Below are 19,543 nucleotides of genomic sequence, written 5' to 3' on the forward strand. Positions count from 1 at the left end.
CTTCGTGCCTGACCGAGAGCCCCCGGGCTGGCCGTGGCTGCGAGAGCGCCTGGCCAGGCTCCGCCAAGCCGCCCGTCCCGGGGCGGTCACCGAACCGGTGCACGCCGTGGCGGTACGCACTGCGGTGGTCACTGACTCGGCTGCCGCCCTGCCGCCGGAGTGGGTGCGGGACTTCACCGCCGACGGCCGCCTGACAGTGGTGCCCATGCCGGTCATGGTGGGCGCCGAGATTTACGGCGAGGGCGAGGACGACATCGCCGAGACCATTGCCGTGGCGCTGGCCAGCGGCCTGCCGGTCCGAACGTCGAGGCCCTCACCCGGCCAGTTCGAACAGGCCTACCGCGCCGCGTCGGCGCGCGGCTTCGAGTCCGTGGTCTCGCTTCACATTTCCGGTGAGCTCTCCGGTACCGCGGAGTCCGCCCGGCTCGCCGCGGCCAAAGTGGAAATCCCGGTGACGGTGGTGGATTCCCGGACCGTTGGCATGGCGCAGGGCATGGGCGTGCAAAGCGCAGTGGTCGCGGCGGCCGACGGCCGCGGGGCGGAGGAGGTCAGCGCCTTCGCCCAGGAACGCCTGGCCCGCACCAAGGTCTACTTCTACGTTCCGAGCCTGGAGCAACTGCGCCGCGGAGGCCGGATCGGGGCGGCCGCCTCGCTGTGGGGGACCATGTTCGCGATCAAGCCGATTCTGGCGGTCGACGGCGGCAAAGTCGTACCGCTCGAGAAGGTCCGGTCTGCCGCACGCGCCATCGCCCGGCTGGAGGAAATCGCCGCCGCGGACGCGCTGTCCCGCCCCAGCGGCGAGGCCAGGATCGCGGTGCACCACTTTGGCAACCGGGCCGAGGCGGAGCAGCTCGCCTCCCGGCTGGCGCGGCTGCTGCCCGAGTGCCCGCCGGCCCAGATCAGCTCGCTCCCTGCCGTGCTGGCCGCCCACGCCGGGCTCGGCGTACTCGCCGTGATCGTGGGGGAGAGCAGCACCCCGCTGCCCGCCGCTGGGCCGTCCTCTGGAGCTCCCGGGACTCTTTCCACATAGCCCGTCAGTGCCTGTCAAGTGGCCGGCTGCCGTCCCTAGGCTGGTTGCATGTCGCGTCGATACGCCGGAGCCGGAGCCCGCAGCGGAACTCGCCGGGAACCGACGCTGGCCCGGCACCGTTGGGCCGCCAGCCTCGGCCCCGCGCCTGATGAAGGCCAGCCCGGTAAAGGGCGTCTCAGTGGAGCGCTGCTCGGTGATGCACCCGCTACGGGAGCTCCGGCTGAGGGGTCCCCGGACTGGGACGCTTCGGGGCAAGCCGCTGTTGCTGTGGAGCGAACGCCCGCGACGTTCAGGTGGCGCAGCGGCCGGAACGCCGCCGTCCTGCTCGCCGTGATCTCAATGCTGTTGGCAGGCTGGTTCTGGTGGCAGGCGGTCGACGGCGCACCCCGGGTCCAGCCTCTGGGCCAACCACCCGGTCCGGAGATGTCGGACGCGGCCGGGCCAGGCGGGGACAATGGGACGGTTTCCGACGGGGCGCCAGCGAACGCGGACCCGGCAGCCGCGGGCTTACCTGGCGCGACGTTGGCCAGCGTTATCGTCGTCCACGTGGCTGGTGCCGTGGCCAGGCCCGGGGTGGTGCTGCTACCGCGCGGAAGTCGCGTCCACGAGGCCATCAAAGCCGCGGGCGGGAGCACCCGCACGGCCGACCTGGACCGGCTCAACCTTGCCGCCATTCTTGAGGACGGCCAGAAAATCCTCGTTCCCGTGCTCGGGGGCCCGGACCCGGTGGAACCTTCCGGCCCCTCCACGGCTACCGGCGGCGCCGGGACCTCCGGCAGCGGTGAGGCGCCAGCAGGAAAGATCAACCTCAATACCGCCGACGTCGAGGAGCTGGCGACGCTGCCACGCGTCGGGCCGGTGCTGGCCCAGCGGATTGTGGACTGGCGGAAGCAGCATGGCGGCTTTGGCCGCGTCGAGGAACTCGACGCAGTCGAGGGCGTGGGCCCCAAGTTGCTCGAAGCCTTGCTACCGCTGGTGCAGGTCTGACATGCCCGGGCACCCGCCGCCTCGCTGGCAGGCCTACCGGGACGCCGCAGCCGGTTCGCTGAATGGGAGCCAGGATCCGTCGGGCCCGGTCCCCGTACCTGTAGCGGTGCCGGGAGCAGCCCCGTCAAGAGCCACGTTCACAGCCCCGACGGCGGGCGGGACGCCCATCGAGTCGTCCCACACGGGGATACTGGCTGCTGGCGTCCTGGCCGGGGCCGTCTGGCGCATGCGCGAAGTGCTGGGTCGCCTCTTGGCGGCAGGCGATCCCGTGGCTTCCGGCCGGCAACGGCAGCGGCGGACCGACCTCCGCCTGGTGCCCGCCGTGCTGCTCGTATGGGCAACGGCCGTGGCCGGCGTATGGCTGGAGCCCGGCGCCCTCGCGGCCCTGTGCGCCGGGTTGGCGACGGCAGCGGCTGCCCTGTTGCTGGGTCCGGTAGCCCGCCGTAGAAGGCTGGCGGCCCGCAGCTTCCGGGCAACCCTGGCCCTCGCACTGCTGCTCTCGTGTGCCGCCGGAGCCCATTCGGCTGTGGCGTCTTCGCAGCGGAACGACGGCGCCGTCGCCGAGGCCGTCGCTGCGCGTGCGTCCGTGGTGGCCGAGATCGCCGTTGCGGGCATGCCACGGCGGCTCGCCGCCCCGGGCGGCTCCGGGCCGCGCAGCTCCAGGTCGGGCGGCTCCGGGCAGTCAGGCCGGTGGGCCGTACCGGCAACGTTGCTCGTCCTGGTCTTCGACGGCCGACGCGTGGAAGCCTCCGCGAAGCTGCTGGTTCTCGGCGGGCAGGACTGGGAACACGCCGCGCCGGGCCAGCGCTTCCGGGCCACCGGGAGCCTCAAGCCGGCCGGTGCAGGCGAGGCGGAAGCCGGAATCCTCGCAGCGTCCTCAGCGCCGCAACTTCTGCGCACCGCCGACGGCTGGGAACGCATCCCTTCAGGCCTGCGAAGCGGTTTCAATGCGGCCGCCGCGGGCCTTCCCGGCGACGCGAGCGGACTCCTGCCCGGGATGGTGACCGGCGATACCGGTGGGGTGGACCCCGAGCTCGCCGCGGCCATGAAAACGGTCGGAATGACCCACCTGACTGCCGTGAGCGGAGCCAACTGCAGCCTGGTGCTCGGGGCGCTGCTGCTGGCGGCGCGCATCCTGCGGCTGCCCCGGCCGGTGGCTGCTTCCCTCGCCCTCGCCGGGCTCGGGCTGTTCGTCCTGATGGTGGGCCCCGACGCCAGCGTTCTGCGGGCCGCACTCATGGGGGCGATCGGCCTCGCGGCTCTTGCGGTCGGCCGAGCCGGGCGCGGCCTGAGCCTGCTGTGCGTGGCCTCGACCGGACTGCTCCTGGCGGACCCGGCTCTGGCCACCGATTTCGGGTTCGTGCTCTCCGTATCGGCCACCCTGGGCATTGTCGCGGCTGGCAGGGCGATAATGGGGTGGCTGCCCGCCGCCGTGCCACGCTGGGTGGCTGCCGGACTCGCGGTGCCGTTATCCGCCCAGCTCTTCTGCGGACCGGTGATCGTGCTGCTCCAGCCGCAGTTCTCCAGTTACGCGCTGCCCGCGAATCTGGCGGCCGCAGCACTGGTGGCACCGGTGACGCTCCTCGGTACGGCTGCCGTGCCGCTCGTGCCCCTAGTCCCGGCGTTGGCGGCTCTTCCCATCGCCCTTGCCGGAACCATTGCAGCGGGTGTGGCCGGCATCGCCCGCTACTTCGCGGCCATGCCGGGAGCGGTGTTGCCCTGGCCGGAGGGCGCCTTCGGCACCGCCACTATGGTGCTGTTCTCCGGTCTGTCACTGGCCGCTTTGTGGCTCGTGACCCACCCCTCAGCCGCCCTGCTCCTGGTCCTGAAAATGCATGACCAAACCACACTGTGCCTCACCCGCATTGCCCAGCTTCGTCCGGGCCCGCCCGGCACCGCCCGCGCCCAGGCCTTGGCCGGCCGGCGCGGCTTGGTGGTCCGCCCACGCCGTGGCACGCTTAGAGTCTGCAAACCAACTTCCCGGAGGAACCAAGAGTGGCTGCTGCCCAAACCCAACGCACCCGGACCACGGCCGCGAACACCGCCACCTGGCGCGACGTGACGCCCGCGCCGGTCGTGCTGGTCGGCGGACCCGAGGACTATCTGGGTTCCCGTGCGCTGGACCGGATTCGCTCCCAGGTCCGCGCCTCCGCTCCCGACGTCGAGGTCACCCGGCTCAATGCCGGCAATTACGAACCCGGCATGCTGGCCATGAACGTCAGCCCGTCCCTTTTTGGCGAACAAAAGCTGATTGAGGTGGAAGGCCTGGAGGCGATGAACGACGCTTTCCTCACCGATGCCTTGAAATATCTTGCCCAGCCCGAGCCGGACGCCGTGCTGGTGCTGCGCCACGGCGGGGGAGTGCGGGGAAAGAAGCTCCTAGACGCGATCAAGGCGGGCGGCTGGCCCGTGGTCGATTGCCAGCCGTTGAAGAAGGACGCGGACAAGGCGGCTTTTGTCACCACTGAATTCAAGGCCGGCTCCCGGCGGATCGAGCCCGACGCCGTGCACGCCCTGGTCAACGCTGTGGGGGCGAACCTGGCAGAACTGGCCGCGGCCTGCAGCCAGCTGATCGCCGATGCCACCACCGCCGTTGACTCCGAAATGGTGGACCGCTACTACGGCGGAAGGGTGGAAGCCACGGCTTTCAAGGTCGCCGATGCGGCCATGGCCGGCAACGCTCCGCTGGCCCTCTCCACCCTCCGGCACGCACTGGACACCGGAGCCGACCCGGTGCCGATCGTCGCCGCCCTCGCCGCGAAGCTGCGGTCCCTGGCCAAAGTGGCGGGGGCGCAGGGCTCATCGGCCCAGATCGCCAAGCAGCTGGGCATGCAGCCCTGGCTCGTCGAACAGGCTCAGCGGGACGTCAGGCGCTGGACGCCCGAGGGCCTGGTCCGGTCCATCCAGGTCACGGCCGAAGCCGACGCCCAGGTCAAGGGGCTCTCCCGCGACCCGGTCTACGCCGTCGAGCACGCTGTCACGGTGATCGCGGGTTCGGTGCGCCGCTAGCGAGGGGTTCACTCCACCGGGCGGCTCGGCACATCACTCCGCCCGGTCTGTGCGCCGTCGGCCTCGATCGGCCGTCGCGGCGCTTTAACTGGCTGTGGCCGGCACCCAGGGGTGCCGGCCACAATCGTCAGTTCAGTTGAACTGGAAAACCTTAGAGTGCGTTGACCTTCTTGGAGATCGCGGACTTGCGGTTTGCAGCGTTGTTCTTGTGAAGAACACCCTTGCTGACAGCCTTGTCGAGCTTCCGGCTGGCAGTAACCAGTGCAGCAGTAGCGGCATCCTTGTCGGTGGACTCAACGGCGGAGTTGACGGCGCGGATGGCCGTCTTCAGCTCGGACTTGACTGCGTTGTTGCGCAGGCGAGCCTTTTCGTTGGTCAGGATGCGCTTCTTCTGGGACTTGATATTAGCCACGTGTGAACTCTCTTTTTCAATGCGGAAAATGGTCTAGAGGGCTTTCAGATTGGCCATTGACTGAGCGGCGTGGGGATACCTATGGCGACCAACCATCTGTGGCCGTCGACCTGCACGGACACACAGCTGTCAATAATAGCAGAGACGCGAACCCGGTGGCGATTTCCGGGGCGCCGCGCGGGTCGGGAGCGTCCGACGCCGGTGCGGCCGCCCCGCCGCGATGTCAGGACCAGCCGTGCCGGTTGCGCAGCGCCGCGGAGATATCCCGGAACCGCCCGGCGTCGAGGATTGCGCCCTCGCGGCGGACGTCCTGCGGGTTGATCTGCAGGATTCGGTCCAGCCGTGCTTCGCTGGGGCGCCACTGCCGGTCCCAGGGGCCGGTGCCGATGTCGACGTAGTCATCCGCGCGGCGCGCGTCGCCGTCGTGATCCTTGCTGGTGAGCATAAGGCCCAGAAGGTAGCGGCCCCGGCTTCCCACGAGCAGCACCGGCCGGTCCTTGCCCTGGGAGTGGTCCTCCTCGAACGGCACCCAGGTCCAGACGATCTCGCCTGGCTCGGGCCGGCCATTCGCGGCGGGGCTGTACTGTACTTTGGCTTTGCCCACGAAGTCGCCCGGGTAGACGCCGGTCAGGCCGGCGGGACCGCGGCCCACCTGCCGCGCGGGGGCCTTGCCTGGGGCCTTTCCGGTGGGACGGCGGGTTGGGGCGAGCGCGCCGCCGAGCCGGTCAAGGAAACGCAGGGCGCCGCGGACGGCGTTGCCGAGGGAACGAAGATTCAAGGCCATGGGGAAACCCTACCGGCCGTCCGCCGACGGCCCGCGAGGACGGGCCGGACCACCCTCGAAGACCGGCGGGACGTCCGGTGAGGACGGGCAGTGGCGGTCCCCGCCGACCGTCCCGGCTCGCTACCGGCGCGAATGCATGGCTACCCGCCGGGACGTGGGAGACTATAGGAACGAGAAATGCGGCTTGCCGCAGCACGGTGGACCCAGCAACGCGAAACACCCGCTGCGCCCGTCCGTAGAACAGTCCGGCTGTACAGACCACTAATACAGCCCCCAAGTATTGCCAAGAGTAAGGACCCTGCGTGTCTCCCATGGCCCGCACCGCCCCGGTGCCTGCCGCAACAGATCCGGCCCTCATCCGGAACTTCTGCATCATTGCGCATATTGACCACGGCAAGTCCACACTGGCCGACCGCATGCTCCAGTACACCGGCGTCGTCCAGTCCCGAGACATGAAGGCCCAGTACCTGGACCGGATGGACATCGAGCGCGAACGCGGCATCACCATCAAGTCCCAGGCCGTCCGGATGCCGTGGGAGCTCGACGGCACCAGCTACGCGCTGAACATGATCGACACCCCGGGCCACGTCGACTTCACCTACGAAGTTTCCCGCTCGCTCGCCGCCTGCGAAGGCGCCGTGCTGCTCGTTGACGCCGCCCAGGGCATTGAGGCCCAGACCCTCGCCAACCTCTACCTGGCGATGGAGAACAACCTCACGATCATCCCGGTCCTGAACAAGATCGACCTGCCCGCCGCGCAGCCGGAGAAGTACGCCGAAGAACTGGCCAACCTGATCGGCGGCGACCCGGACGACGTGCTGCGCGTCTCCGGCAAGACCGGTGCCGGCGTCGAACTCCTGCTGGACAAGATCGTCCGCGACCTTCCCGCGCCGGTGGGCGACCCGAACGCCCCCGCCCGGGCGATGATCTTCGACTCCGTCTACGACACCTACCGCGGGGTCGTCACCTACGTCCGCGTGGTGGACGGCATGCTGCACCCGCGCGAACGCATCCAGATGATGTCCACCCGCGCCACCCACGAACTGCTCGAAATCGGCGTGAGCTCCCCGGAACCCACCCCGTCCAAGGGCCTGGGCGTCGGCGAGGTCGGCTACCTCATCACCGGCGTGAAGGACGTCCGCCAGTCCAAGGTGGGCGACACCGTCACCAACCTGGCCAAGCCGGCCACCGATTCGCTGCCCGGCTACGCCGACGCCAAGCCGATGGTCTTCTCCGGCCTGTATCCGCTGGACGGCACCGACTACCCCGTGCTCCGCGACGCGCTCGAGAAGCTCATGCTCAACGACGCCGCGCTGGTCTACGAACCGGAGACCTCCGCTGCGCTGGGCTTCGGCTTCCGCGTCGGGTTCCTGGGCCTGTTGCACTTGGAAATCACCCGCGAGCGGCTCGAACGCGAGTACAAGCTGGACCTGATCTCCACCGCGCCGAACGTTGAGTACGAGGTGACGCTGGAGGACAAGAAGGTGGTCCACGTGACCAACCCCAGCGAGTACCCCACCGGCAAGGTTTCCGAGGTCCGCGAGCCGATGGTCTCCGCCACGATCCTCGCGCCCAACGAATTTGTCGGCGCCATCATGGAACTGTGCCAGAGCCGCCGCGGCGTCATGGGCGGCATGGATTACCTCTCCGAGGACCGGGTGGAGATCCGCTACAGGCTGCCGCTGGCCGAAATCGTCTTCGACTTCTTCGACATCCTCAAGTCCAAGACCCGCGGCTACGGCTCGCTGGACTGGAAGGCCGACGGCGACCAGGTCGCCGACTTGGTCAAGGTGGACATCATGCTCCAGGGCGAACAGGTCGATGCCTTCAGCGCCATCACCCACCGCGACAAGGCTTACGCCTACGGTGTGATGATGACCGGCAAGCTGCGCGAACTCATCCCGCGCCAGCAGTTCGAGGTGCCGATCCAGGCCGCCATCGGTTCCAGGATCATCGCCCGCGAGAGCATCCGGGCAATCCGCAAGGACGTCCTGGCCAAGTGCTACGGCGGTGACATCACCCGAAAGCGCAAACTGCTGGAAAAGCAGAAGGAAGGCAAGAAGCGCATGAAGATGGTGGGCCGCGTCGAGGTGCCCCAGGAAGCCTTCATCGCCGCGCTGACCACGGAAGAGTCCAAGGACAAGGCCAAGAAGTAGCCATGCCAAGCGCACTTCCCCTCGGTGACCCGGCGCCGTCGGACGGGCTCCTGCCCGGCCAGGCGGCGGCGGGCGCCGCGGACCGGGCCTTCGGGCTCTACGTCCATATCCCGTTCTGCGCCGTGCGCTGCGGCTACTGCGATTTCAACACGTACACCGCCACCGAACTCGGCGGCGGCGCCTCGCAGGATGCTTACGCCGGCACCGCCGTCGCGGAGGTGGATTTCGCCGGTCGGGTGCTGAAGGCTTCCGGCTTGCCGGAACGCCGGCTCAGCACGGTGTTCTTCGGCGGCGGCACGCCGACGCTGCTTCCCGCCTCGGACCTGGCGCGCATCCTAGGCGCCGCGATCGATACCTGGGGGCTGGAGCCCGGCGCCGAGGTCACCACGGAAGCCAACCCCGATTCGGTCACGCCGGAATCCCTGCAATTGCTCGCCGACGCCGGCTTCACCCGCGTCTCCTTTGGCATGCAGTCGGCCGTACCGCACGTCCTCAAGGTCCTGGACCGCACCCACACTCCCAGCCGTGTGCCGCAGGTCGTCCAGTGGGCGCGCGAGGCGGGCCTCGCAGTGAGCCTGGATCTGATCTACGGAACCCCGGGGGAGTCGCTTGAGGACTGGCGGTACTCGCTGGAAACCGCCCTGTCCTACGACCCGGACCACATCAGCGCCTACGCGCTGATCGTCGAGGAGGGCACGAAGCTCGCTGCCCAGATCCGCCGCGGTGAAGTGCCCGGCATCGACGACGACGATCACGCCGCCAAGTACGAGCTGGCCGATGAACTGATCTCCGCTGCCGGCCTGGGCTGGTACGAGGTCAGTAACTGGGCGCGAACCCCGGACCAGGCCTGCCGCCACAACCTGGCCTACTGGCGCGGGGATGACTGGTGGGGCATCGGCCCCGGCGCGCACTCACACGTCGGCGGGGTCCGCTGGTGGAACGTCAAGCACCCCACCGCCTATGCCGGCCGGCTGGGCTCGGGCGTCTCGCCTGCCGCGGGCCGGGAGACCCTCGACGCGGAGACCCGGAACGTGGAACGCGTCATGCTTGAAGCGCGTCTGTTCACCGGCCTTGAGATCGCTAGCCTGGGAGGCCTGGGGGACACCGGGCGTCATGCGGTTGCCGGGCTGATTGCGGAGGGGCTGGTGGACCCCGCAGCGGCCTTCAAGGGCCGGCTGGTGCTCACGCTCAAAGGCCGGCTTCTCGCCGACGCAGTGGTCCGACGGATCCTGCCCGACTAGGCAGTCAGGGCGCGAGCGCCTGAAGCGCCTAACCGCGCTACTTGATCCAGCGGAGGTTGTACTCGTACCGGTGCGGCTGGCCGCGGTTGACGTGGATGCCGGCGGCCACTGAGAAGCAGGCGAGGGCGATCCAGATGGCGGTTGCCAGGACGGCGAACAGGTTGCCCACCACGGGGACAAAGACGAGCAGGTTGGCCACCACGGCGGCGATTGTGGGCGGAAGCGTGAAGTTCAGGGCTTCCTTCGACTCCTGTGCCGTGAACGGGCCGCGGTCCTTGAAGATCAGGTAAATCAGCAGCGCGGGAATGCAACCCAGGATGCCGCCAAAGTGCGCCAGGGTAGCCCACTGCCGGTCTTCACTCGCCGTCAGCGGCAGGGCATTTGCGGGAACGCCATGATACTGCGACTGGCCATGGCCGGCCTGGTGGTCCGTGTGGTCGCGTGCGTCTTCTGCCACGTTTCGTCCTTTGGATTGCGGTGGAGCGTTGGTACCTCTACGAGCCGCGGCCGCAACAAAATGCAGCGGCCGCTCTTCCAAGAATACTTGCTCGCGACGCGTATGAAGCACGCGGACGGGGCTACGGCACCGTGAGGAAGTCGATGACCTCTTCCACCCGGCCCAGCAGGGAAGGCTCCAGGTCTGCGTAGCTGCGCACCGCGCCGAGGAGTTTTTGCCAGCCCAGGCCGATGTCCTCCTTGGTGCTGTGCGGCCAGCCGAAGGCGGTCAGGATGCCGGTCTTCCAGTCCACGCCGCGCGGGATGACCGGCCACCGTTCTATGCCCAGCACGGCGGGGCGGATCGCCTGCCAGACGTCCACATACGGGTGCCCGACGATCAGCACGTTCCCCGCTGCGCCCGGCGAGGCCATCACTGCATCGGCGATGCGTGACTCCTTTGAGTCGGGAACGAGGTGGTCCACCAGCACGCCGAGGCGGCGCCCCGGGCCGGGCCGGAAATCTTTCACAGCGGCAGCCAGGTCGTCGATGCCGTGCAGCGGCTCAACCACGATGCCCTCGACGCGGAGATCGTCACCCCAGACTTTCTCCACCAGTTCGGCGTCGTGCTTGCCTTCGACCCAGATCCGGCTGGCCTTCGCGACCTGGGCGCGCTGGCCCTCCACCCGGACCGAGCCGGATGCCGTCCGTGCACCGGGGGCCGCTGCCGGTACCCGCGGGGCGGGCGGCATCAGCCGGATGGGCTGCCCCTCGAGCAGGAAGCCGAAGCCGAGCCGGAACGAACGGGATTTGCCGCGCCGGTCCTCGAGGGCCACCACGTGCATGCCGCCGGACTTCTCCACGCGGGTTACGGCGCCGACCCAGCCTGACTGCACGTCCTCCAGCACCATGCCGCGTTCCACCGGGATTTCGGGCAGCTGGGCCTTGGCGGGCGCGGAGAGATCCTGCGGGCCCCAGTTCTGGTACGACATCGGTTACACACTGCTTTGCACTTGGGAATCACTTGGGAATTACGGGGTAGGGAACGGCGGCGCGGCCTGTGGTGTGCCGGGAAACACCGGTCCCGGTGGTCACGCCCGCAGCGAATCCAATGCTAACAACGGCGCGACTCATATTAGACTGGTTAGCACTTAGGCATGTCGAGTGCTAACACCGGGTCTTCTTTCACGCCCGGCGGCACCGGCGAACCGATACGGGTCGATTGGAGGTGGAGCGTGAGCGAGCCACGCAAACTCGAAGTACTGCGCGCCATCGTGGAGGACTACGTCCATTCCCGCGAACCGGTTGGATCCAAAGCCCTGGTGGAACGGCATCACCTGGGCGTGTCCAGCGCAACGATCCGCAATGACATGGCCGCGTTGGAAGACGAGGGCCTGATCACCGCGCCGCACACGAGCGCCGGGCGGATTCCCACGGACAAGGGCTACCGCCTGTTCGTGGACCAGATTTCGGCGGTTAAACCGCTATCCCCGGCAGAGCGGCGCGCCATCCAGGCCCTGCTCGAAGGGTCCGATGACCTCGACGACGTCCTCGACCGGACGGTGCGGCTGCTCTCGCAGCTGACCAACCAGGTCGCCGTCGTGCAGTATCCGCTCCTGAGCCGTGCCCGCGTCCGGCACATCGAATTCGTGCTCCTGGCGCCGCGCAAGGTTCTCACAGTCCTGATAGCGGACACCGGCAAGGTGGAGCAGCGGGTGATCGACGTCGGCCAGGACTTTGGCGACGAGGCCCTCGCCGAACTCCGCGCCCTGTTCCTGGCAAAACTCTCCGGCACCCCGCTGAGCCTGCTGCCCCAGTCGCTGCAGGCTGTGGTGGACAGCTGTCCGCCCGTGCGGCGCGGCGCTGCCCAGGCCCTGGCCCGCGGACTTGAATCGCTTGCCGCGAGCAGTCGGGAGGAACGGATGGTCATGGCCGGTACCGCCAACCTGGCCCGGTCAAACGTGGACTTCCCGCTGAGCATCGGCCCCGTGCTGGAGGCCCTCGAGGAGCAGGTAGTGATGCTGCGCCTGCTCAGCGACATGGCCCAGGACCCGCGCGGTGTCACCGTCAGTATCGGCCGGGAGAACCCCTACGACGGCCTCTCCGAAGCATCCGTGGTGGCCACCGGCTACGGTCCGGACGCCACGGCCAAGGTCGGAGTGCTCGGCCCCACCCGGATGGATTATCCCACCACCATGGCCGCCGTCCGTGCGGTGGCCCGCTACCTTTCGCGGATCCTCGGGCCCTGACCGGCCGGACCGTGCACCGGACTTCTCGCCACTACAGGCAGTACCCCACTGGCAGTACAAAAAGGAAGAGATACACACTTTGAGCAGCCACTATGACGTTCTTGGAGTCTCCCGTGAAGCGACGGGGGAAGAGATCAAGAAGGCCTACCGCAAGCTTGCGCGCACCCTGCACCCGGACGTGAACCCCGGCGACGACGCTTCCGAGCGCTTCAAGGCGGTGACCCACGCCTACGAGGTGCTGTCCGACCCGCAGAAGCGCCGGGTCTACGACACGACGGGCAACGAGAACGGTACCGACAACGGCTTCGGCGGCGGGTACGCCGGCCAGGGCTTCGCCTTCCAGGACATCTTCGAGACCTTCTTCGGCGGAGCCGGCGGCCAGGGCGGCCCGGCCTCCCGGGTGCGCCGCGGCCAGGACGCCCTGATCAGCGTCCGGATCGACCTGCGCGACGCGGTCTTCGGCGTCAACAAGAAGCTCGAAGTCGACACCGCCGTCACCTGCCCCACCTGTGAGGGCTCCTGCTGCCGTGAAGGCAGCCACCCCGAGCGTTGCGACATCTGCGGCGGCAGCGGCCAGGTCCAGCGCGCAGTGCGCTCCATCCTCGGCCAGGTCATGACCACCGCCCCCTGCGGCAGCTGCGAAGGCTTCGGCACCGTGATCAAGGACCCGTGCAACGAATGCGCCGGCCAGGGCCGGATCCGCAGCCGCCGGTCGCTCACCGTCAAGGTCCCCGCCGGCGTCGCCACCGGCACCCGCATCCAGCTCTCCGGCCAGGGTGAGGCCGGCCCGGCCGGCGGTCCCTCCGGTGACCTCTACGTCGAGATCCGGGTCAACAACGACCCCACCTATGTGCGCGAAGGCGACGACCTGCACGCGAGCCTCAGCATCCCCATGACGGCCGCGGCGCTTGGCACCGAGCTGACCCTGGAGACCTTCGACGGATCTCAGGAAATCGACGTCAAGGCTGGCACCCAGTCCGGCGAGGTCATCACGCTCCGCGGCCTGGGCGTAACGCACCTGCGCGGCTACGGCCGTGGCGACCTGAAGGTCCACCTCCAGGTGGACACCCCGGCCAAGCTCGACGCCGCCCAGGAGGACCTGCTCCGCCAGCTCGCCAAACTCCGCGGCGAGCAGTTCACCGAGGGAAAGCTGGCCGCCAGCGGCGGCGTCTTCGCCAAACTGCGGGACCGGCTCGGTAACCTGTAGCGGTGAGTAACCCGGTTTTCTTCACCCCCGCAGGCACCTTGGACCAGCTGGTTCCCGGTGCGACGTTCGTCCTCGAAGGCACCGAAGCGCGCCACGCGGTGACGGTCAAGCGCCTGGCCGTGGGGGAGGCCGTGGACATCGCCGACGGCGCCGGCAAGCGCATCACCGGCACCGTGACCGCCGCCGCCCCGCAGGAGCTGACGGTGGAGTGCGGCGAAGTGGCGGTCGAGCCAAAGCCGGGCGTTTCCCTGGTGCTGGTGCAGGCGCTGGCCAAGGGCGACCGGGACGAGCTGGCGGCCGAGATTGTGACGGAACTGGGAATCGATGCCGTCGTTCCCTGGCAGGCCGAACGCTCGATCGTCCGATGGAAACCAGAACGCGCCGCGAAGGCACACGCCAAATGGCAGTCAGCCGTGACGGCGGCGGCGAAGCAGGCCCGCCGGGCCTGGATCCCGGAGGTCCGCGCCGCGGTGGACGGCAACGGCCTGCAGGCGGCCGTTGCCGCCGCGGACCTAGCCGTGATCCTGCATGAGGACGCGGTTCGGCCCCTGCGGCAGGTGCTGGAGGCGTGGTCCCAGCAGCTGACCGACGACGGCGTAGCCCGGGAGGTGCTCCTGATCGTGGGGCCCGAGGGCGGCATCAGCCCGCGCGAGGTAACGCGGCTCTGCGATGCGGGGGCCGTCACGGCCCTGCTGGGCCACCACGTGCTGCGTTCCTCTACCGCCGGACCCGCCGCCACCGTGCTCGTCAGCGACATTCTGGGACGTTGGTAACGGCAGCCCGCTGCCGGCACCGCTCCGACGCCGGCCGGAGTGCCGGGCGGAGATAACCCTTAGCGGACAGTGAACCCGCGGGTATCGACGTTCAGGTCCTGGACCTTGCTGGCGGGGTCGATCTGCGACACGCGGACCTCATACTCACCCGGACCCAGGTTCAGCGTGAGATTGAACAGCCCGGACTCCGAGGCGTCGGCCGAGGCGGTGGTGTTGCCGTCGAGGTAGGGCGTCTTGCTGGCGCCGTCGACCCGCATTATCTCCCAGCGCAGTTTGCCGCCCGGGACCGTGCTCCGGCCGGAAATCTTGACCTTTCCGTCCGCTACCTCGGTGCCCTCCTGCGGATCGATGATCCACACGGGGGCCACCATTCCGGCACTGCGTGAGGTCGGTGAACCGAGCCGGACCCGGTTGAAAGCGACGTAGTCGGTGTGTCCATCCACGAGGATGACGACCTGGATCTGCTGTCCGGTGTCGGTCAGCCCCGCGCTGGCACCGGCGGCTGTGGCTGTATAGACGAGCTGCTGGATCGCACGTTCGGCTATGTCGGCGTCGACATTGCTGTTGAACGCATCGGCCGACACGTCCACCGTGATGACGTTCTTGCCGGAAATCGAGGTGGCCAGCATCCTGGGGTTCTGCCACGGGGTGAAGAAATCGGGATCGAGCGGCTTCTGCGACATCATCACCCGCAGGGCCCGCGTGATCGGGTTGTCCTCTTCGGACACGTCGCGGAATTCGCGGTACAGGAAGACGTTGTTGTTGCTGCGCCCGATCCAGTAGACCGGTGCCTTGTTCGAAGCCTGCGTCGATTCCAGCGGGGCGCTGGTGGTCGCGACGCCCGCCGCAGGTCCGGGGACGGTGTGCGTCGGCGTGTTCGAGTTCGTGATTCCGGGCTGGGGCGTGGCCACGCAGCCGGACAGCGCCAAGGCCGCGGGCAGCACAAGATGCAGCAAGCCGCGGCGCGTACGCCGCCCTGCTGCAGTCCCGGTCACTCCGCGCTGGATGATTGCCCTGTTCCCTTCGCTGTGGGCCTCGCGCCGCGGGCGCGGCAGGGCCGAATCCAGCATTACACAGGGAGACCGCGCTCCGGACGGGATTCGGGGCGGTCCGGCGAACTGCAACGGGAACGATATGAGGACGATATGAAGTTGATACCTAATGTCGTGCCGGAGGCCCAAACGAAGGCCCAGGCGGAGGCCCGTGCCGGCCCCGCGCCGGCCGCGCGCGCCGGTACCGGGCCGCGCTGGCGTAAGATGGAAGAACCCGCTGAAACCGGCGCGGACGGCCCGGATTGCCGTCGGCCCGCACCCGACGCGGCGAGACCATTTCCGAACTGGAGGGGACCAGAGGCCTACGGGCCAACACCATGACTGAAGCAGCCAACGGCAAGGCCCGGATCAGCGCGAACGAGCGCACCGCAGGGGAATTTCCCCACTCCCTCCCAGGTCTGCGGACGGAGGTGGTCCTGTTCGACAATTCCGACCAGATGGTGCAATCCCTGGGAAGCCATGACGAAGCCCTGCGCTTCATCGAGACCCAGTTCCCCAACGTCGACTTCCACGTCCGTGGCAATGAGCTCTCCATCAACGGCCCTGCCGCCGACGTGCCCCGCATCATGCGGCTGCTCAACGAGGTGCGCGGCCTGGTGGCACGCGGAACCGTCATAACCCCGGTGGTCCTGCAGCAGCTCGTATCCCTGCTGCGCAGCCAGTCGCTGCAGAACCCGGTGGACGTACTCACGCACAACATCCTTTCCAGCCGCGGCAAGACCATCCGGCCCAAGACCCTGAACCAGAAGAACTATGTGGACGCCATCGACGCGAACACGGTGATTTTCGGGATCGGCCCGGCCGGCACCGGCAAGACCTACCTGGCCATGGCGAAGGCCGTCCAGGCGCTGCAGCAAAAGGAAGTCAACCGGATCATCCTGACCAGGCCGGCCGTCGAAGCGGGGGAGCGGCTCGGCTTCCTGCCCGGCACGCTGAGCGACAAGATCGATCCCTACCTGCGCCCGCTCTACGACGCCCTGCACGACATGATGGATCCCGAGTCGATCCCGCGGCTGATGGCCGCGGGGACCATCGAGGTGGCGCCGCTCGCCTACATGCGCGGGCGCACGCTCAACGATGCGTTCATCATCCTGGACGAGGCCCAGAACACCACCCCGGAACAGATGAAGATGTTCCTCACCCGGCTGGGCTTCGGGTCCAAGATGGTCGTCACGGGTGACGTCACCCAGGTGGACCTGCCGTTCGGCACCCGGTCCGGGTTGCGGATCGTCGAGGACATCCTGCAGGGGATTGAGGACGTCAACTTCTCGGTCCTGGACGCCTCCGACGTCGTCCGGCACCGTCTGGTGGGCGACATCGTCAACGCCTACAGCGTCTGGGACGAGACACAAAGGAACCGGGTCAAGCAGTCTGTCGCCCGGGAGAACCGGGGAGAACACGCATGAGCATCGAGGTCAACAACGAATCCGGCGTCGCGGTGGACGAAGCCCAGCTGGTCGCGCTGGCCCGCTTCGTCTTTGAGCGGCTCTTCATCCATCCGCAGGCGGAGCTGTCCATCCTGCTGGTCGATGAGCCCGCCATGGAGAAGCTGCACATCGAACTGATGGACGAGCCCGGTTCCACCGACGTGCTCTCCGTGCCGATGGACGAGCTCACTCCCGGCACGCCGGACAAGCCCACCCCGCAGGGCATGCTGGGCGACATCGCCATCTGCCCGCAGGTGGCCGAGGTGCAGGCCAAGAACGCCGGCCACTCGACCCAGGACGAAATGCTGCTGCTGACTACCCACGGCATCCTGCACCTGCTGGGCTTTGACCACGCGGAACCGGAGGAGAAGGAAGAGATGTTCGGCCTGCAGCGCGAACTGCTCTCCGGCTTCACCGGCAAGGACGCCCCGGCAGAGACGATTCAGTGACCCCACTGATTCTGGCCGGCATGGCGCTGGTCTTCCTCAGCTTTGCCGCTGTATTGACCGCGGCAGAGGCCGCCTTCAACTACCTTCCCCGCCACGACGCCGAGCAGGCAATCCTGCAAAGCCGCGGCACGGCCCTCAAACGGATCATGGCCCAGCCCGTGGCGCACATGCGTGCGCTGCGGTTCTGGCGCGTCTGGTTCGAGATGGCCTCCGCGGTGGCCGTCACCGTGCTGCTGAACAGCCTGCTGGACAACGTCTGGCTCGCCGGCCTCGCCGCCACCGGCATCATGGCCCTCGTGGGCTTCGTGATCGTCGGCGTGTCGCCACGCCAGCTGGGCCGGGTGCACTCCGCGGGCATGGTCCGTTTCTCGGCGCCGCTGATCCGCTGGCTCTGCTGGGTGCTCGGCCCGATCCCGGGCTGGCTGGTCACCCTCGGCAGCGCCGTCGCGCCGGGTGCGCCGGCGGACAACGAGGCCTTTTTCAGCGAGGAAGAGTTCCGCGAACTTGTCGAACGCGCCAGCGAATCGGACGTGATCGAGGACAACGAGGCCGAACTCATCCAGTCCGTCTTCGATTTCGGCGACACCCTGGTCCGTTCGGTCATGGTGCCCCGGACCGACATCCTCTGCATCGACTCCGGCTCCAGCCTGCACCGGGCCATGTCGCTGTTCCTCCGCTCCGGATACTCGCGGATCCCCGTCATCGGCGAAAACACGGACCAGATCCTGGGCATCGTGTACCTCAAAGACGTCGCCGCCGTCGTGCATAACCTGGCGCCCGGCGAGGAACCCCCGGTGGTCGACGAACTGGCCCGCGGGGTCCGCTACGTGCCGGACTCCAAGCCGGTAAGCGATCTGCTTCGCGAGCTGCAGAAGGAATCCACCCACGTGGCGATCGTGATCGACGAATACGGCGGAACCGCCGGGCTGGTCACGCTCGAGGACCTGATCGAGGAAATCGTCGGCGAGATCGTCGACGAGTACGACACCGAGGCCGCGGAAGCGGTGGAGCTGGGTGACGGAAGCTACCGGGTCAGCGCCCGGATGAGCATCGACGACCTCGGCGAGCTCTTCGACCTGGAGCTCGACGACGACGAGGTGGACACCGTGGGCGGCCTGCTCGCGAAGGCGCTCGGCCGGGTACCGATCGTCGGCAGCACGGTCAACGTCGACGGCGTCACCCTCCGGGCCGACCGGCTGGAAGGCCGCCGGAACCGCGTCAGCCACATCATTGCGGCTGCGGTGCCAAAGGAAGAAACTGACCTTGAAGACCTTCTCGACGAGGCTGAATCAACGCAACAGGGAGTTCCACGTGAGCAAGCAGAATAAGTCCGACGGCGAAGCGCCCTTCGGCGGTTACCGGGCCGGTTTCGCGGTGCTGGTGGGACGACCGAACGCAGGGAAGTCCACCCTCACCAACGCCCTGGTGGGCCAGAAGGTCGCCATCACCTCGGCGAAGCCGCAGACCACGCGGCACACCATCCGCGGCATCGTGCACCGCGACGACGCCCAGCTGATCATGGTCGACACCCCCGGCCTGCACCGGCCGCGGACCCTGCTGGGCAAGCGGCTGAACGAGCTCGTTGCGGACACCCTCGCGGAGGTCGACGCAATCGGCTTCTGCCTGCCGGCCAACGAGAAGATCGGCCCGGGTGACAAGTTCATCGCCGCGCAGCTCGCCGCCCTCGGAAACAAGCCGGTCATCGCGATCGTCACGAAGGCCGACACCGTGGACCGCCAGGCCCTGACCGAGCAGTTGCTCGCCGTCGCCGCCCTGGGCCGCGAGGTGCTGGGCGAGGACGGCTGGAAGGACATCGTTCCCGTCTCCGCGGCCGACGGCTTCCAGGTTGGCACCGTCGCCGACGTGCTGATCAGCCACATGCCGCCGTCACCCCCGCTGTACCCGGACGGCCATCTGACCGACGAGCCTGAAGCGGTGATGATCGCCGAGCTGATCCGCGAAGCTGCCCTCGAAGGCGTCCGCGACGAACTCCCGCACTCCCTGGCTGTCGTGGTGGACGAAATCGTTCCGCGTGAAGGCCGCCCCGAGGACCGTCCCTTCCTGGATGTCCGCGTCAACCTCTATGTCGAACGGCCGTCGCAGAAGGCGATCATCATCGGCAAGGGCGGTGCGCGGCTCCGAGACGTCGGCACCACGGCGCGGAAGGCCATCGAAGCACTCCTGGGTGCCCGCATCTACCTCGACCTGCACGTCAAGGTCGCCAAGGACTGGCAGCGGGATCCGAAGCAGCTGGTGAAATTGGGCTTCTAATAGGCGTTACGCCGGCGTCGGCAATCCGCCCGGAGGGGGCCGCGGGAGAGCGCTGCGGCCC

At 68.3% G+C, this 19,543-nt stretch carries 18 protein-coding genes; 13 read left to right on the top strand and 5 right to left on the bottom strand.

What is annotated here, in order from left to right:
- Window positions 1-4: 4 nt before the first annotated feature.
- The 4 genes from AC1DNC_RS00430 (at window position 5) to holA (ending at window position 5,026) form a co-directional block, all read left to right on the top strand.
- Entirely contained in the window at window positions 5-1,030 is a 1,026-nt protein-coding gene (locus tag AC1DNC_RS00430) for a DegV family protein (protein WP_476860610.1), read from the top strand.
- A 267-nt stretch (window positions 1,031-1,297) separates the two neighbouring features.
- The gene (locus AC1DNC_RS00435) at window positions 1,298-2,017 is read left to right on the top strand and encodes a ComEA family DNA-binding protein (protein ID WP_476860611.1); all 720 of its coding nucleotides are present in this window, start codon (window positions 1,298-1,300) and stop codon (window positions 2,015-2,017) included.
- Window positions 2,018-2,285: 268 nt separating this feature from the next.
- Window positions 2,286-4,079 carry a ComEC/Rec2 family competence protein gene (locus AC1DNC_RS00440; protein ID WP_476860612.1) on the top strand — a complete coding sequence of 598 codons (1,794 nt, stop codon included), beginning with the start codon at window positions 2,286-2,288 and terminating at the stop codon, window positions 4,077-4,079.
- Window positions 4,013-5,026 (top strand): DNA polymerase III subunit delta, encoded by a 1,014-nt coding sequence (gene holA / locus AC1DNC_RS00445; protein ID WP_476860613.1) that lies wholly within the window; start codon window positions 4,013-4,015, stop codon window positions 5,024-5,026. The genes AC1DNC_RS00440 and holA overlap by 67 nt, the downstream gene beginning before the upstream one ends.
- A gap of 151 nt (window positions 5,027-5,177) precedes the next feature.
- Here the strand turns inward: holA and rpsT are convergent, their stop codons facing one another.
- Together rpsT and AC1DNC_RS00455 are read right to left on the bottom strand one after the other, a co-directional pair.
- Window positions 5,178-5,438, bottom strand: a complete 261-nt coding sequence (rpsT, locus tag AC1DNC_RS00450) for a 30S ribosomal protein S20 (RefSeq protein WP_476860614.1) — start codon at window positions 5,436-5,438, stop codon at window positions 5,178-5,180.
- A 223-nt stretch (window positions 5,439-5,661) separates the two neighbouring features.
- Window positions 5,662-6,222: a type II toxin-antitoxin system PemK/MazF family toxin gene (locus tag AC1DNC_RS00455; RefSeq protein WP_476860615.1), complete on the bottom strand. Its 561-nt coding sequence runs from the start codon at window positions 6,220-6,222 to the stop codon at window positions 5,662-5,664.
- 302 nt (window positions 6,223-6,524) lie between these two features.
- Between AC1DNC_RS00455 and lepA the strand changes: the two genes are divergently transcribed.
- Both lepA and hemW read left to right on the top strand, forming a co-directional pair.
- On the top strand, window positions 6,525-8,378 hold the full coding sequence (gene lepA, locus AC1DNC_RS00460) for a translation elongation factor 4 (RefSeq protein ID WP_476860616.1): 1,854 nt from the start codon (window positions 6,525-6,527) through the stop codon (window positions 8,376-8,378).
- Window positions 8,379-8,380: 2 nt separating this feature from the next.
- Entirely contained in the window at window positions 8,381-9,619 is a 1,239-nt protein-coding gene (hemW, locus tag AC1DNC_RS00465; protein WP_476860617.1) for a radical SAM family heme chaperone HemW, read from the top strand.
- A gap of 37 nt (window positions 9,620-9,656) precedes the next feature.
- Here the strand turns inward: hemW and AC1DNC_RS00470 are convergent, their stop codons facing one another.
- Both AC1DNC_RS00470 and AC1DNC_RS00475 read right to left on the bottom strand, forming a co-directional pair.
- Complete coding sequence (locus AC1DNC_RS00470; RefSeq protein ID WP_476860618.1) at window positions 9,657-10,076, bottom strand: DUF4870 domain-containing protein; 420 nt, start codon at window positions 10,074-10,076, stop codon at window positions 9,657-9,659.
- A 121-nt stretch (window positions 10,077-10,197) separates the two neighbouring features.
- Window positions 10,198-11,046: a DUF3097 domain-containing protein gene (locus AC1DNC_RS00475; RefSeq protein WP_476860619.1), complete on the bottom strand. Its 849-nt coding sequence runs from the start codon at window positions 11,044-11,046 to the stop codon at window positions 10,198-10,200.
- A gap of 243 nt (window positions 11,047-11,289) precedes the next feature.
- On the opposite strand from AC1DNC_RS00475, the gene hrcA reads away from it, so the two are divergent.
- The 3 genes from hrcA to AC1DNC_RS00490 all read left to right on the top strand — a co-directional run bounded on the left by hrcA (window position 11,290) and on the right by AC1DNC_RS00490 (window position 14,283).
- Window positions 11,290-12,303, top strand: a complete 1,014-nt coding sequence (gene hrcA / locus AC1DNC_RS00480) for a heat-inducible transcriptional repressor HrcA (RefSeq protein WP_476860620.1) — start codon at window positions 11,290-11,292, stop codon at window positions 12,301-12,303.
- 79 nt (window positions 12,304-12,382) lie between these two features.
- Window positions 12,383-13,510: a molecular chaperone DnaJ gene (dnaJ, locus tag AC1DNC_RS00485; protein ID WP_476860621.1), complete on the top strand. Its 1,128-nt coding sequence runs from the start codon at window positions 12,383-12,385 to the stop codon at window positions 13,508-13,510.
- Between the two features lie 2 nt (window positions 13,511-13,512).
- Window positions 13,513-14,283, top strand: a complete 771-nt coding sequence (locus AC1DNC_RS00490; RefSeq protein WP_476860622.1) for a 16S rRNA (uracil(1498)-N(3))-methyltransferase — start codon at window positions 13,513-13,515, stop codon at window positions 14,281-14,283.
- Between the two features lie 59 nt (window positions 14,284-14,342).
- On the opposite strand, the gene AC1DNC_RS00495 is transcribed toward AC1DNC_RS00490, so the two are convergent.
- Window positions 14,343-15,353 carry a GerMN domain-containing protein gene (locus AC1DNC_RS00495; RefSeq protein WP_476860623.1) on the bottom strand — a complete coding sequence of 337 codons (1,011 nt, stop codon included), beginning with the start codon at window positions 15,351-15,353 and terminating at the stop codon, window positions 14,343-14,345.
- Window positions 15,354-15,652: 299 nt separating this feature from the next.
- On the opposite strand from AC1DNC_RS00495, the gene AC1DNC_RS00500 reads away from it, so the two are divergent.
- The 4 genes from AC1DNC_RS00500 to era are packed head-to-tail and all read left to right on the top strand — an operon-like array spanning window position 15,653 to window position 19,482.
- Window positions 15,653-16,741: a PhoH family protein gene (locus AC1DNC_RS00500; RefSeq protein WP_476860624.1), complete on the top strand. Its 1,089-nt coding sequence runs from the start codon at window positions 15,653-15,655 to the stop codon at window positions 16,739-16,741.
- Entirely contained in the window at window positions 16,738-17,211 is a 474-nt protein-coding gene (gene ybeY / locus AC1DNC_RS00505; protein ID WP_476860625.1) for an rRNA maturation RNase YbeY, read from the top strand. Before AC1DNC_RS00500 ends, ybeY begins: the two co-directional genes overlap by 4 nt.
- A complete protein-coding gene (locus tag AC1DNC_RS00510) occupies window positions 17,208-18,539 on the top strand; it encodes a hemolysin family protein (protein ID WP_476860626.1) in 1,332 nt (443 codons plus the stop codon). Before ybeY ends, AC1DNC_RS00510 begins: the two co-directional genes overlap by 4 nt.
- Window positions 18,523-19,482 (top strand): GTPase Era, encoded by a 960-nt coding sequence (gene era, locus AC1DNC_RS00515; RefSeq protein ID WP_476860627.1) that lies wholly within the window; start codon window positions 18,523-18,525, stop codon window positions 19,480-19,482. The genes AC1DNC_RS00510 and era overlap by 17 nt, the downstream gene beginning before the upstream one ends.
- Window positions 19,483-19,543: the final 61 nt, after the last annotated feature.

The sequence above is a fragment of the Arthrobacter sp. 01N442 genome (assembly GCF_056399345.1).